This window comes from Streptomyces sp. NPDC127108 (genome assembly GCF_042677545.1).
Lineage (GTDB): Bacteria > Actinomycetota > Actinomycetes > Streptomycetales > Streptomycetaceae > Streptomyces.
On the sequence record NZ_JBHXTE010000022.1, the window covers coordinates 27,336 to 41,385 of the forward strand.

Genomic DNA, 14,050 nt, shown 5'->3' on the forward strand with positions numbered 1-14,050 from the left:
GCCGCCCGGGCCGCTCGCCACCCCGGCCGCCCGGAATGCGAACGGGCCCGTCCGTCCCGCGTGATCACGAGTTAACGCCCGCCCGGGTTCCGTAACGCCCGGGCAACGGCGCCCGGCGGTGGATCGTCACGCACGGCTCCTAACTTCCCCCTCCGTACCCGCAGTCCGGTCGGAAGACAGGAACCCTCATGACGGATACGGTCACGCGCGACGACACGGCCCCGGTGGACGGCGCCGCCCCGGCCGAAGGACCGCCGAAGCGCAGCTACGCCCGGCTCGCCGCCGACGAGAGCCGCGAGGACTACTCGCTGCGCTACGCCCCGCACTCCTTCCGCCGCTGGTCGCCGACCATGGTCGCGTCCACGGCGCTCGGCGGCATCGCCTACCTCGCGGACTTCGCGATCGGCGCGTCCATCGTCTTCACGTACGGCTTCACCAGCGGGCTCGCGTCCATCCTGTGCGCGGCGACGATCATCTTCGTCACGGGCGTCCCGATCGCCCGGGCCTGCGCGAAGTACGGCCTGGACATGGACCTGGTCACGCGCGGCGCGGGCTTCGGCTACTTCGGCTCCACCCTCACGTCGCTCATCTACGCCTCGTTCACCTTCATCTTCTTCGCCCTCGAAGGCTCGATCATGGCCCAGGCCATGCATCAGGCGGTCGGACTCCCGGTGGAGGTCGGCTACTTGGTGACGACGCTGATCGTCATCCCGATCGTCTTCCGCGGCATGGGCGCGCTCGCCAAGGTGCAGGCCTGGACCCAGCCGATCTGGCTGATCGGCATGGTGCTGCCGTTCCTGGTGCTGGCCTTCGAGGCGCCGGACGCCTGGGGCGCCTTCGGTTCCTTCGAGGGCACCGAGGGCGCGGGCCAGGGCTTCTCCTGGATCGGCTTCGGGCTCGGCACCGGCGTTGCGCTCTCCCTCATCGCGCAGATCGGTGAACAGGCCGACTACTTGCGCTTCATGCCGGCCAAGACCGAGGCGAACAAGAGGCGATGGAATCTGGCCGTTCTGGCGGCCGGTCCCGGCTGGGTGGTCATCGGCGCCGCCAAGCAGCTCGGTGGCGCGTTCCTGGCCTTCGTGGCCCTGGAGGCGGTCGGCAGGACGCACGCCCTGGAACCGATCGCTCCGCAGATCGAGGCGCTGCGCCCCTGGCTCGGCTCCTTCGCGCTTCCCGCCGCCGCGGCCTTCGTGATCGTCTCGCAGATCAAGATCAACGTGACCAACGCCTACAGCGGTTCGCTGTCCTGGTCGAACTTCTTCTCCCGCATCACGCACCGCCACCCGGGCCGGGTCTGGTACATCTTCCTCAACCTCGCCATCGCGCTGACGCTGATGGAGATGAACATGTTCGCGGCCCTCAACAAGCTCCTCGGCTTCTACGCCAACGTGGGCATCGCGTGGATCGTCGCCGTCGCGGCCGACCTCGTCATCAACAAGCGGCTCGGCTGGAGTCCGCCGTACATCGAGTTCAAACGTGCATATCTGTACGCGGTGAACCCGGCCGGATTCGGTGCGATGGTGATCGCTTCGACGGTCTCCATCCTGGCGTTCTTCGGCCTGTTCGGCCGGTACGCCGAGGCCTTCTCGACCTTCATCGCCGCCGGACTCGCCCTGCTCCTGTGCCCGTTGATCGCCTGGGCCACCCGCGGCAAGTACTACCTGGCGCGCCCGAACCCGGTGAACGGACCGCACGTCGAGGTCCCCGACATCACGGCCACCCACACCTGCGCGGTGTGCGAGACGGCGTACGAACTTCCCGACATCGCCGACTGTCCCGTCCAGTCGGGGCCGATCTGCTCGCTGTGCTGCTCCCTCGACGCCGAGTGCGGGGACGTGTGCCGCACGTCGCCCGCGAGCGGCCCGGTGCTCATGCCGGTGCCGACGGTGCCGACCGGGTCGACCGGGTCGACGGTGCCGACCGGGGCCCCGTAGAGCGGGGCGCACGCGGGCGTGCTTTTCGTCAACACACCGTAAAGGGGGCCGAGTTCGGGCTTGTCATGCCCGGCGGAGGTCGTCGCAGGGGGCGCGTCCGTGCGGACGCGCCCCCTGAGTGCTGGCCGATTGCGTATCTCTTTGTGCAAAGTCGTATCCGCTGCGTAAAGGTCGGGCGTAAGCTCGGGCATATGCGGATTGCGGTTTCCTTACTGATCGAGGCGTTGGGTGCGCCCGGGGCGGGGAGCGGAGGGACGGCATGAACGACGGGACGGTCATACTGCCCTGGCTCGTGATACGTCAGGACGACAACGGCAACCGCTACCGAATCGGTAGGTACGCGACCAAGGCCGAGGCGCAGAAGATCGCGGACAGCCTCGACGACCGCGGCAAGGAACAGCTGTACTGGGTGGAGCGGCTGAACCAGAACGGCGCGAGGTGAAGGTCGTAAGCTCCCGCGCATGACCGATCGGATCGTGGTGGTGGGCGCCGCCCTGTACGACGACGGACGGCTGCTCGCCGCCCGGCGCAGCGCGCCCGAGGAACTCGCCGGGCGCTGGGAGCTGCCCGGGGGGAAGGTCGAGCCCGGTGAGCGCGGCGAGGACGCGCTGGTGCGGGAGCTGCGCGAGGAGCTGGGGGTCGAGGCGGAGCCGCTCGCGCGGGTGCCGGGGGAGTTCGATCTCGGGCGCGGCTATGTGATGCGGGTGTGGCGGGCCCGGCTGCTCGCGGGGGAGCCGAAGCCGCTCGAGGACCACGACGAACTGCGGTGGCTCGGCCCCGGCGAACTGTGGACCGTGGACTGGCTCCCCGGCGACATCCCGGCGATCCACGCCCTGACGGAATCCTGACGGACGACACCCCGGACTCCCCTGCGGCCCGCTCGCGCGCAGCGCTACCGTCGACGCCTCGGCACACCCGTCTGACGGACTCTCCGTCACCCCCTCCGACCTGCCGGAACACCCCACCGGAGCCGAGTGGGTCAGCCGTCCGCCCGACCCCTGCGGCGGTCGGGGCGCAGGGGCGCGCGAGGTGATGGCGGGACAGGTCGTACGCCCCTCTACGCCGTTCGTGCCACAACGTCACCTTGGACGCGGTACTTCCGCCTGGATATCGGGTATGTGCCCATTAACCCCATGAAACCGGACATAGGTCCGCCGCTGGGCCGGGAAGTGATCGGCGTGATCGACACCGAAGGCGAGTGCGCCGAGTGGGACTTTCCCGCGGACCCGGGCGCCGTCCGCACGGCCCGCGCCGTCGTCCGCGCGCAGCTCGGCGAGTGGGGGCTCGGCGCCCTCGGTGATGTCACCGTGCTGCTCGTCAGCGAGCTGGTGACCAATTCCCTGCGCTATGCCTCCGGACCCATCGGCGTCCGCCTGGTGCGGCAGGGCGATCCGCTCGGCACGCTGCTCGTCGAGGTGTCCGACCCGCTGCCGGACCCACCCAGGGAGCGGGCCGCCGCACCCGACGACGAGGGCGGCCGGGGCATCCAGCTGGTCGCCCGTTCCTCGCGACGCTGGGGCACTCGTCCGGGACGTACGGGCACGGCGGGGAAGACGGTGTGGTTCGAGCTGGCGCTGCCCGGATAGAAGACAGGGGGCGCCGGTACGTACAAGTGCACGGGACGAGCACAAGGCGGACACGGGCCAAAAAGCGTTTAGTCCGTGCTGTGATCGTGAACGGCGTGTGGCTCGGCACCGTAGTGCTGGATACTGCGGGCAGCCACATCCGGTGACCGGTACCGGACGCGGTGAGCTGGAGGGGACGGTTCGCGTGAGCGAGATACCAGCGAAGGCGACGGGTTCGACACGGCCTGTGGCGCGGTCGGGCGGGGCCCTGCCCGCACGGCCGGTGCCGGGAGCCGGAGGCGGACCTCTCTCGTCGACGCCGACGGGGGCCATGGATGTCGTGACCGGTGTGCCGGGTGCGACGGACGTGGCCGGAGGCGGCACGCGAGCCACCGCGGGGGACGGTACGGGGCGTGGACCGGCCGACTCCGCGGGCGAGGACGCGCCAGGACCCGCGGGCGACGGCCCCGGTGGCGAACACGCCGCGGCCGGCGGCCCCGCTGTCGACGGCCCCGCGCGTGGCGTAGTCCCCGGCGCGCCCGGAACCGTAGGCGTCACTGGGTCGCGTGGCGTAGCCGGGACGTCCGGAGGCGCCGACGCGCGTCACCGCGGCGCCGGTGCGGTACCCTCCCGCGTCGACGACCCGGCCCCCACGCCGGACGACGTCATCTGGCAGAGCAGCCCGCCCGGGTCCATCTACGACTACATCAAGGTGGCCTCCTTCTCGATCGGCCCCGACGGCCTGGTCGACCAGTGGAGCGCCCGCGCCGAGCGGCTGTTCGGCGTGGCCGCGCGCGACGCCGTCGGCAAGGACCCCATCGACGCGTTCATCGCGCCCGAGCTGCGCCCCGCGGGACGGCGCAAGATGGCCGAGATCCTCGACGGGCGGGAGTGGACCGGGTCCGTCCCGTTCCGGGTGCCGGAGTCCGAGGCCCGCGCACCGGAGTCCGGACAGGGCGCTCCGGTCACCGGACCGGGCGCCGGGTCCGCCCAGGCCGCCGCCGCGCTCGAAGGCATCGCCGAGGTCTATGTGATGCCCGCCCGGACGCCGGAGGGCGAGCGCTCCGCCGTCTGTATCGTCGTCGACGTCCGCGCGCTCCGCTGGATCGAGACCGACCTGGCCGCTTCGCAGGCCATTTTCGGCCAATCTCCCTTCGGCTTCCTGCTGTTCGGCACCGACCTGAGGGTGCAGCGCGCCAACCGCCGGTTCGCCGCCGTCTTCGGCGGCGCCGTCGACGACCACCGCGGCCGCACGGTCCACGACTATCTGCCCCGCCACGAGGCCGACCGTATGCAGGACGCGATGCGCCGCGTCCTGGAGACCGGCGAGGCCGTCACGGACATGCAGATCGTCGGCCCGACCCCGGGCAGCAACGAACGCCGTCACTGGTCGATCAACCTCTACCGCGTGCACAGCGGTTCGGGCCGCCCCATCGGCGTCGCGGGCCTCGGCAACGACGTCACCAACCGGCACGCCGCCGCCCGCGAGGCCGCCCACGCCCGCCGCAACCTCGCCCTCCTCAACGAAGCGGGCGCCCGCATCGGCAACTCCCTCGACCTGGAGACCACCGCCCGCGAACTCCTCGACGTCAGCGTCCCCGGCTTCTGCGACCTCGCCTCCGTCGACCTCTACCAAGGCCTCCTGGACGGCGACGAGGCCGTGCACATCCGCCAGAGCCTCGCCGAGGGCAGCGCCGAACTGCGCCGCGTCGCCTTCGCGAGCGCCGTCGCCGACGCGCCCTTCCCCGACGGCACCGGCCCCGTCGACGTCGGCTCCGTGCACCGCTTCGCCTTCAACTCGCCCTGTGCGGAGGCCCTGCGCACGGCCCGCCCGCGCCTGATCGCCGCCGACGACGACTGCGGGCCCGCCCGCCGCCTCACCAGCGGACTCATCCAGTCCACGCTCGCCGTGCCGATGGTCGCGCACGACACCGTCGTGGGCCTCGCGCAGTTCTCCCGTACGAAGGGCAGCGAGCCCTTCGGCGAACGCGACCGGGCGCTCGCCGTCGAGCTCGCCGCGCGCGCCGCCGTCTGTATCGACAACGCCCGCCTCTACCGCCGCGAGCACGAACGCGCGCTGATACTGCAACGGTCCCTGCTCCCGCCCGGCGACCCCGAGGCCGCCGGACTCGACATCGCCTGCCGCTACCTGCCGGGCAACGCCGCCACCGAGGTCGGCGGCGACTGGTTCGACGTCATCGAACTGCCGGGCCACCGGACCGCCCTGGTCGTCGGCGACGTCATGGGCCGCGGCCTGCGCGCCGCCGTCGCCATGGGCGAACTGCGCTCCGCCGTGCGCACCCTCGCCCTGCTCGACCTGGAGCCCGCCGAGGTCCTCTCCGCGCTCGACGAGATCGCCCGCGGCCTCGGCAACCCCCAGGGCCAGCAGCACGCCCGCCGCGGCACCCCGGCCCGCAGCCGCGACCACGACCCGGACGACCTCGCCGAGGTCTACCTCGCGACCTGCGTGTACGCGGTGTACGACGCCGTCACCCGCCGCGTCACCTTCGCCAACGCCGGGCATCTGCCGCCCGTCCTCGTCGAGCCCGGCGAGTCCGCGCTCATGCTCGACGTGCCCCCGGGCATGCCCCTGGGCGTCGGCGGCGAACCCTTCGAGGAGGTCGACGTCGACCTGCCCGAGGGCGCGCTCCTCGCCCTCTACACGGACGGCCTCGTCGAGTCCCGCGACCACCCCCTGGACGAGGGCCTGAACGCCTTCGTGGGCGCGCTCGCCGACCCCGCGCAGGCGCTAGAGGACATCTGCGACCACGTCCTGAACACCCTCGACACGCACCACGGCGAGGACGACATCGCGCTCCTCATGGCGCGGGTGCAGGGCCTGCCCGCCGAGCACGTCGGCGACTGGACGCTGCCGCGCGAGCCGCAGTCCGTGGGCCGCGCCCGTGAGCTGGCCTGCCAGCGGCTGCGCGAGTGGGACCTCGAAGCGCTAGTCGACACCGCCGAACTCCTGGTCAGCGAGCTGGTCACCAACGCCCTGCGCTACGGCGAGGGCGAGATCCGGCTGCGCCTGCTGCTCGACCGCACCCTGGTCTGCGAGGTGTGGGACGCCGGGCTCGTCCAGCCGCGCCGCCGCCGCGCCCGCGACACCGACGAGGGCGGGCGCGGGCTGCAGCTCGTCGGCCTGCTGAGCGCGGCCTGGGGCTCACGCCGGACACCGCGCGGCAAGACGGTGTGGTTCGAACTGGCGCTGCCGGACGGGGACTCGCAGCCCGTGGACGCGGCGGAGGCGCTGATGAGCCTGTTCTGAGCGGGCCCGAGCCTGTGGCGGGCCCGAGCCTGTTCCGAGCGCGCCGCCGGGGCCGCCCGGGGGTGCCGCGCGCGTGCGGCACCCCGTACGCCGCCGCACGCCGCCACCTCACGTCGTCGCCTTCAGCGCGGCGAGCCGTGCCTCCACCTCCGCCGTGTCGCTCAGGCTCTCCAACTGCTCGAACTGCGCGTCCAGCGAGGAGGCGGCGAGTTCCTCCCCGCCCAGGGCCCGCGCCTCCTCCCGCCGCACCTTCTCCTCGAACCGGCTCAGCTCGCTGGTCGGATCGAGGGCGTCGATGCTCCGCGCCGCGTCGAGCATCCGGTTCCGCGCCTCGGCCGACTTGGACCTGGCCACCAACTGGTCCCGCTTGGAGTGCAGTTCCGTCAGCTTGATCTTCATCGTGTCGAGGCCGTCCTTGAGCTTGCCGACCACGTCGGACTGCGCGGCGATCGACGGCTCGGCGTCCTTCGCCTCCCGCTCGGACCGCAGCTGCCTGCCGAGGGCCACCTTGGCCAGGCCGTCGAACCGGTCGGCCTCCGCGGCGTTCCCGTCCGCCCGCAGCACGTCCGCCTTCTTGCTGGCCGCGAGCGCCTTGCCGCCCCACTCGGCGGCGGCCACCACGTCCTGACCGTGGTCCTCCTCCAGGAGCCGCAGATCGCCGATCGTCGTCGCCACGGCCCGCTCGGCCTCCCGGATGTTCTCCGTGTAGTCGCGGATCAACTGGTCCAGCATCTTCTGCGGGTCCTCGGCCTGATCGAGGAGGGCGTTGACGTTGGCCTTTGCCAACTGCGCCACGCGCCCGAGGACGGTCTGCTTGGCCATGAGGGCTCTCTCCTTGTGTGTGCGTACGGGTACGAATCCCGCGTACGAGTCTCAGAACCGTCCGCCTCCGCCCCTGCGCCCCCGCGTCCCGCCCCCGCCGAAGCTCCCGGGCCCGCCCCCGCCGAAGCCGCCCCCGCCCGTCCCTCCGAAGCCTCCGCGTCCCATCCCGCCGAGGACCTGCCCGAGGACGATCCCGCCGAGGACGGCGCCGCCCGTCCCGCCTCTGCCCCCGCCCCCGCCGCCGTACGGATTGCCGTAGGCCCGGACGTCCCGCTCGGCGAGCGCCTGGGCCTCGCGGGCCAGGGAGTCCGCGCGCCGGGCCTCGGCGAGGGCCTCAGCCGCCCCCGACCCCGCCCCGTCCGGGGCGTCCTCCGCCGCCTCCGCCCGCTCTGCCAGCTCCAGGTGTCGCTGCGCCTCCGCGAGTCTCGTCCGGGACGTGCTGCCCACCGCGCCCCGGTGCGTCGTGACGTAGTCGGCGGCGACGGCGACGGCGCTGCGGGCGGTGAGCAGGGCCTGGCCGAGGAGGGAACGGGCGCGGGTGTCGGCGCTCTCACGTTCGCGCGCGCCCGCCAGGGCCGCGTCAAGAGCTGCGTCGGCCTCCTCCACCCGGCGCAGGGCGTCGATCGGGTCGTACGGACCGGCGGCGAGGGCCCGCCGCACCTCGCCGGTGACGGCCTCGACCCGGGCCACGCGCCCGCGCAGCTCGGCGTCGGGCCCGCCGCCGGTGAGCCGCCCGCGGGCCTCGGCGAGGTCGGCCTCCGCCTCGCTCAGGGCGCCCGGCAACCGGCCCGCCGCCCGGTCGAGTTCACCGGCGAGCCGCTCGACGGCCGTGAGGAACGTGTCGGCCTGGTCGACGGCGCCCTCGGCCGCGCGCAGGTGGACGGCGGCCGTGCCGTTGTCGGCGCCCTCGACGGCCGTGCGGGCCCGGTGGAGCTGGGCGGTGGCGAACACGAGCCGGTCCTTGGCCTGTTCGACATTGCCGATGACCGCTTCGCTCGCGCCGGGGGCGTAGCGGGCGCGCAGCTCTTTGAGGGTGCTCTCGGTGTCCAGGGTGCGGGCGCTGACCTGCTGGAACACCGTCTCGGCATGGTCGAGGGCGGCGGGCGCGGCGCGTTCCAGGGCGCGCAGCTGGTCGAAGGCCGCGGCCTCGGCGTCCAGGCGGCGGCCCGCCTCGGCGCAGCGGGCGACGATCTCGTCGAGCATGCGGCGCCGGGTCGCGTCGTCCTCCGGGTAGGCGTCGTCGAGCTCCTGTCGCAGCCGGAAGGCCGCCGTCAGCTCGTCGCGCGCGGCGGCCACGGCGGCCGTGAAGGGCCGCGCGGCCTCCTCGCCGAACTGGGCGGTGGCGAAGCCGAGTTCCTCGGTGCTGGTGCGCACCGCGTCGTCGGTCTCGACGAGCAGGGCCCTGGCCCTGGCGTCCAGGTCGGGCAGCGGCACGGGCCCGGCGCCGGTGCCCCGTCCCGGTGTCGTACGGGAGGTGAGGCGCCGCCGCCGACGCCGGAACGCGACCAGGGCGAAGCCGCCCGCCGCGCAAGCCGCGACCACCGGAAGCACCAGGTCGCCCGCCACCCCGTCGTCAGCGCCGCCCGCGCCGCCCCCGCCCGGGTCGGCCTCGCCCGGCGTGATCGTCGGCGCCACCACCCGCTGCCCGTCGAGCACCGCCGCGTACCCGTTCGCCGCCCCGACCGCGGCGCCCGCCCAGTCGTGGCGCCGCAGGGCGGGCTCGACGGCGGTGGCGGCGACGTCCCGCAGCTGGTCGTCGGTGAGCCGGGCGGCCGCGTCGACGGAAGTGGCGTACTGCCGGTCGTGGGTGGCGACGGCGAGCAGCACGTCGTCGGCGCCGAGGCCGTTGCGGTCGGCGGTGGTGTCGGCCCAGCCCCGCGCGGACCGGCCGGAGAAGTCGCGTACGTACACGACGAACAGCTGGATCCGCTGCTCCTCGTAGAGCCGGTCGAGCGCGGTGGTCACGGCCGCGCGGCGGTCGCCGAGGGCATCGGTGCGGTCGGTGATCTGGCCGTCGCGGTCGAGGCGGACCGGGTCGTCGGCGGGCGCGCCGCGCGCGTGCGGCGCGGCGGGCAGGGCGGACGCGGCGCCCGCCGGGGGCGCCGACAGCGGGAGCCAGCACCAGAGCAGCAGCACGGCGGCCGCCGCCCGCGCGGACATGTGCGACGGGGCGCGGGGGGACGGCGTCACATTTGGCAGCGTATGGCCGCCCATGGGGTCACGCGACCGGGGCGGGGCGGCACCCCCGTCGCCGCCCCGCCCCGCACGCCCCCGGCCCCGCGGCCCGCCTACTTCTCCACGAACCGGACCTCCGGGTAGCGCGCCGAAGGACCGTCGAGGAGGTGGTCGTCGCGCCCGCCGAGCCAGCGGTCGAAGAACGAGACCACGTACCCGCGCTGGGCGGCCGTGGCGCGCGCGGGGTCGACGGTGCCGATGTTCTTCCCGATCACGTCGCGCCCCACCCCGGCCTGCGGCAGGACCGCGGCCAGGTCGGTGTACGCCTGGTGCTTGGAGCCGCGCAGGTTCAGGTCCCGCTTCCAGCCCTGGCCGTGCTTCCAGAAGGAGCCCCAGGACGGCTCGCTCGTGTGGTCGCTGCCGTCCCGCCCCATCAGCAGGAACGGCCGGTCCAGGCCGTGCCGGGCGACGGGCGTGAGGTTGGTGCCCAGGGGCTCGGAGTTGTGCTCCAGGGTGCCGTCCAGGTTGACGCCCGCACGCACGCGCTTGTCCTCGTACATGGTCTCGGCGGCGGCCATCCCGCCCGCGGAGTGCCCGAGCATGCCGACGCGGTTCCGGTCGACCGCCCTGCCCAGGCCGTGCGGCAGCGAGCCGAGCCGGTCGAGCACGAACTTGTCGTCGGCGACGCGGGAGTCGAGCACCTTCTCCATGAGCCGCGGCAGCTTCTCCGGCGGGGTCTGCGCGAGCGCGTCCCGCAGGGGCTTGTCGGTCTTCACTGAGCCGTCGGGGAACTCGACGCCCGGGGACTCGTAGGTGTGGTCGACGGTCACCACGACGTAGCCGCGGCTCGCCATCTCCTCGACGAGGGAGGTGCCCCAGGTGCGGGGGTCGTTGGCACCGGCGCTGTACACGAGCACGGGCAGCCGCCCGCCGCCCGTGGCCGGGCGCTTCACGGGCGCGCCCTGCCGGGCGTGCGTCCGCATGCCCGCCCAGTCGACGGCGTCCTTGGGGATCCCGTGCGGCGCGGCGGCGTTCCAGCGCGCGGCGGCGCCCTTCGCCATGTACGGCGCGACGGGGTGCCCGCCGGTGGCCCGCGCCGGGTACCAGACGCTCACCATCAGCTCCCGGTACGGCTGCGAGGTGACCCACGGGTCGTGCCGGGACCGGTCGACCAGGCGGGTCGAGAACGTACCGACGGCGTGCGGACCGGTGGGCGCGGGCAGCGCGGCCCGTACCCCGTGCCCCGCCGGGGTGTCGCCCGAGCCCTGCGCGGACACCGGCGAGGCCGCACCGGCGGCGAGCACGGTGGCCACGGCGAGGCCCAGGGCGAGCGCGCCCCTGCGGGAACGGGAACGGGAAGAGCGGAGATCGCGGAGGTTCATGCCTCCATCCTGGTCGCCCCCAACGCCCGCCACCATGGAGGCAATCCCCAGAATCCCAGGTGGGGGATTACCCCCACCTGGGATTCCGCGGTCGCTCCGGCGCCGGGCGGGCCGCCCCGGCGCCCTACGTCGTCGGCCGCCGCCGGATCTTGTTGCCGAGCCAGACCAGCGGGTCGTACTTGCGGTCGACGGCCCGCTCCTTCAGCGGGATCAGCGCGTTGTCGGTGATGTGGATGCCCTCGGGGCACACCTCCGTGCAGCACTTGGTGATGTTGCAGTAGCCGAGGCCGTGCTCCTCCTGGGCGGTCGCCTTGCGGTCCAGGCCGCTGCCGGCGGCGGCGTCCAGGGGGTGCATGTCGAGCTCGGCGACGCGCATGAGGAAGCGGGGCCCGGCGAAGGCCGCCTTGTTCTCCTCGTGGTCACGCACCACATGGCAGGTGTCCTGACACAGGAAGCACTCGATGCACTTGCGGAACTCCTGGGAGCGGTCCACGTCCTCCTGCATCATGCGGTACTCACCCGGGCCCAGGTCCTTCGGCGGTACGAACGCCGGGACCTCCCTGGCCTTGGTGTAGTTGAAGCCCACGTCCGTCACCAGGTCCCGCACCACGGGGAAGGCGCGCAGCGGCGTCACCGTGATGACCTCGTCGCGGTCGAAGACCGACATGCGGGTCATGCACATGAGCCGCGGCCTGCCGTTGATCTCCGCGGAGCACGAACCGCACTTGCCCGCCTTGCAGTTCCACCGCACGGCGAGGTCGGGGGCCTGGGTCGCCTGGAGCCGGTGGATGATGTCGAGGACCACCTCGCCGTCGTTGACCTGGACGGTGAAGTCCTTCAGGTCACCGCCGTCGACGTCACCGCGCCACACCCGGAAGCGCGCGTCGTACGCCCCCGAGCCCTCGTCGCCGTCCCCGGCCCCGCCTTCGTTCCCGGCCGCGCTGGAACCCGTGCCGGAAGTCGTCCTCGTACTCACTCGTAGAGCTCCTCTTCGGCGAGGTACTTGACCAGCTCCTCCTTGTCGAAGAGGGCGAGCAGGTCGGGGCGGATGGGGTCGGTCGTGACCCGGGTGAGGTCGATCTGGCCGCGCTCCGGGTCGCTCACCGCGAGGACGCCCGTCGGGTCGGCGAGGGCGCAGAGCAGGTTCACGCGGCGCCAGTCGCGGTTCATGCCGGGGTGGTCCTCGCGGGTGTGCCCGCCGCGGCTCTCCGTGCGCTCCAGGGCCGCCCGCGCCACGCACTCGCTGACCAGGAGCATGTTGCGCAGGTCGAGCGCCAGGTGCCAGCCCGGGTTGAACTGGCGGTGCCCCTCGACCCCGGCCCTGCGGGCGCGCCGCCGCAGCTCCGCCAGCTTCTCCAGGGCCTCGGCCATCTCGGCATCGCGGCGGATGATGCCGACCAGGTCGTTCATCGTCTGCTGGAGCTCCTGGTGCAGGGTGTACGGGTTCTCGGGCGTCGTGCCCGGCTCGGGGCCCTCGGCGCTGAACGGGCGCAGGGCCTCGGCGGCCGCCGCGTCCACCTGCGCGTCGTCCACGACGGGGGCGGTGGCCAGGTCGTCCGCGTACCGCGCCGCGTGGAGCCCGGCCCGGCGCCCGAACACGAGCAGGTCGGAGAGCGAGTTGCCGCCGAGCCGGTTCGAGCCGTGCATGCCGCCCGCGACCTCTCCGGCCGCGAAGAGCCCCGGCACGCCGCGTGCCGCCGCCGTGTCCGACTCGACGGCGATGCCGCCCATCACGTAGTGACAGGTCGGCCCGACCTCCATCGCCTCGGCGGTGATGTCGACGTCCGCCAGCTCCTTGAACTGGTGGTACATGGACGGCAGTCGGCGCCGGATGACCTCGGCGGGCATGCGCGTCGACACGTCGAGGAACACCCCGCCGTGCGGGGAGCCCCGGCCCGCCTTCACCTCGGAGTTGATGGCGCGGGCCACCTCGTCGCGGGGGAGCAGCTCGGGCGGGCGGCGGTTGTTGTCCGGGTCGTCGTACCAGCGGTCGCCCTCCGCCTCCGACTCCGCGTACTTCTCCTTGAAGACGTCCGGGATGTAGTCGAACATGAAGCGTTTGCCCTCGGAATTGCGCAGCACCCCGCCGTCGCCGCGCACGGACTCGGTGACGAGGATGCCCTTCACCGACGGCGGCCAGACCATTCCCGTCGGATGGAACTGCACGAATTCCATGTTCAGGAGCGGAGCCCCGGCGAGCAGAGCGAGGGCGTGCCCGTCGCCGGTGTACTCCCACGAATTCGACGTCACCTTGAAGGACTTGCCGATGCCGCCGGTGGCGAGCACCACGCTCGGTGCCTCGATGACGAAGAAGCGCCCGCTCTCGCGTTCGTAGCAGAAGGCGCCCGAAACCCGTTCGCCGTCCTTCATGACCCGGGTGACCGTGCACTCCTGGAACACCTTCAACCGGGCTTCGTAGTCGCCGAATTCACGCTTGTCCTCCTGCTGGAGGGCGACGATCTTCTGCTGGAGCGTGCGGATGAGTTCGAGGCCCGTGCGGTCGCCGACGTGCGCGAGCCGCGGATATTCGTGCCCGCCGAAGTTCCGCTGTGAGATCCGGCCGTCCTTCGTACGGTCGAAGAGCGCGCCCCACGTCTCCAGTTCCCACACCCGGTCGGGCGCCTCACGGGCGTGCAGCTCCGCCATCCGCCACTGGTTGAGGAACTTGCCCCCGCGCAGGGTGTCGCGGAAGTGCACCTGCCAGTTGTCGCCGGAGTTCACATTGCCCATGGACGCCGCGATGCCGCCCTCGGCCATCACCGTATGGGCCTTGCCGAACAGGGACTTGCAGATCACGGCCGTACGGGCGCCCTGCTCCCGGGCCTCGATGGCAGCCCGCAGCCCGGCGCCACCGGCACCCACGACCACGACGTCCCACTGCTGCCGTTCCACCTGAGACATCAG

Annotated in this window: 10 protein-coding genes; 5 read left to right on the plus strand and 5 right to left on the minus strand. The window is 73.1% G+C overall.

The features are described from left to right. Positions 1 to 188: 188 nt before the first annotated feature. The 5 genes from ACFVHO_RS19930 (at position 189) to ACFVHO_RS19950 (ending at position 6,767) form a co-directional block, all read left to right on the plus strand. Positions 189 to 1,934 (plus strand): purine-cytosine permease family protein, encoded by a 1,746-nt coding sequence (locus ACFVHO_RS19930; RefSeq protein WP_385716043.1) that lies wholly within the window; start codon positions 189 to 191, stop codon positions 1,932 to 1,934. Between the two features lie 259 nt (positions 1,935 to 2,193). Continuing rightward, a complete protein-coding gene (locus tag ACFVHO_RS19935) occupies positions 2,194 to 2,376 on the plus strand; it encodes an SPOR domain-containing protein (RefSeq protein WP_385716046.1) in 183 nt (60 codons plus the stop codon). Between the two features lie 19 nt (positions 2,377 to 2,395). Then, positions 2,396 to 2,782 (plus strand): (deoxy)nucleoside triphosphate pyrophosphohydrolase, encoded by a 387-nt coding sequence (locus tag ACFVHO_RS19940; RefSeq protein ID WP_385716049.1) that lies wholly within the window; start codon positions 2,396 to 2,398, stop codon positions 2,780 to 2,782. A 285-nt stretch (positions 2,783 to 3,067) separates the two neighbouring features. After that, entirely contained in the window at positions 3,068 to 3,520 is a 453-nt protein-coding gene (locus tag ACFVHO_RS19945; protein ID WP_385716052.1) for an ATP-binding protein, read from the plus strand. Between the two features lie 142 nt (positions 3,521 to 3,662). Further along, on the plus strand, positions 3,663 to 6,767 hold the full coding sequence (locus ACFVHO_RS19950; protein ID WP_385716053.1) for a SpoIIE family protein phosphatase: 3,105 nt from the start codon (positions 3,663 to 3,665) through the stop codon (positions 6,765 to 6,767). Positions 6,768 to 6,875: 108 nt separating this feature from the next. Here ACFVHO_RS19950 and ACFVHO_RS19955 read toward each other — a convergent pair whose 3' ends face one another. From ACFVHO_RS19955 to ACFVHO_RS19975, 5 genes are all read right to left on the minus strand, one after another. Next, positions 6,876 to 7,589 (minus strand): PspA/IM30 family protein, encoded by a 714-nt coding sequence (locus ACFVHO_RS19955; RefSeq protein ID WP_385716056.1) that lies wholly within the window; start codon positions 7,587 to 7,589, stop codon positions 6,876 to 6,878. Positions 7,590 to 7,640: 51 nt separating this feature from the next. Then, positions 7,641 to 9,749, minus strand: coding sequence for a TPM domain-containing protein (locus ACFVHO_RS19960; RefSeq protein WP_385716284.1), 2,109 nt, complete (start codon positions 9,747 to 9,749; stop codon positions 7,641 to 7,643). 128 nt (positions 9,750 to 9,877) lie between these two features. Continuing rightward, on the minus strand, positions 9,878 to 11,146 hold the full coding sequence (locus ACFVHO_RS19965; protein ID WP_385716059.1) for an alpha/beta hydrolase family protein: 1,269 nt from the start codon (positions 11,144 to 11,146) through the stop codon (positions 9,878 to 9,880). A gap of 124 nt (positions 11,147 to 11,270) precedes the next feature. Then, positions 11,271 to 12,122, minus strand: a complete 852-nt coding sequence (locus ACFVHO_RS19970) for a succinate dehydrogenase/fumarate reductase iron-sulfur subunit (protein ID WP_385716062.1) — start codon at positions 12,120 to 12,122, stop codon at positions 11,271 to 11,273. Then, positions 12,119 to 14,047: a fumarate reductase/succinate dehydrogenase flavoprotein subunit gene (locus ACFVHO_RS19975; protein WP_385716065.1), complete on the minus strand. Its 1,929-nt coding sequence runs from the start codon at positions 14,045 to 14,047 to the stop codon at positions 12,119 to 12,121. The genes ACFVHO_RS19970 and ACFVHO_RS19975 overlap by 4 nt, the downstream gene beginning before the upstream one ends. Between the last annotated feature and the right edge of the window lie 3 nt (positions 14,048 to 14,050).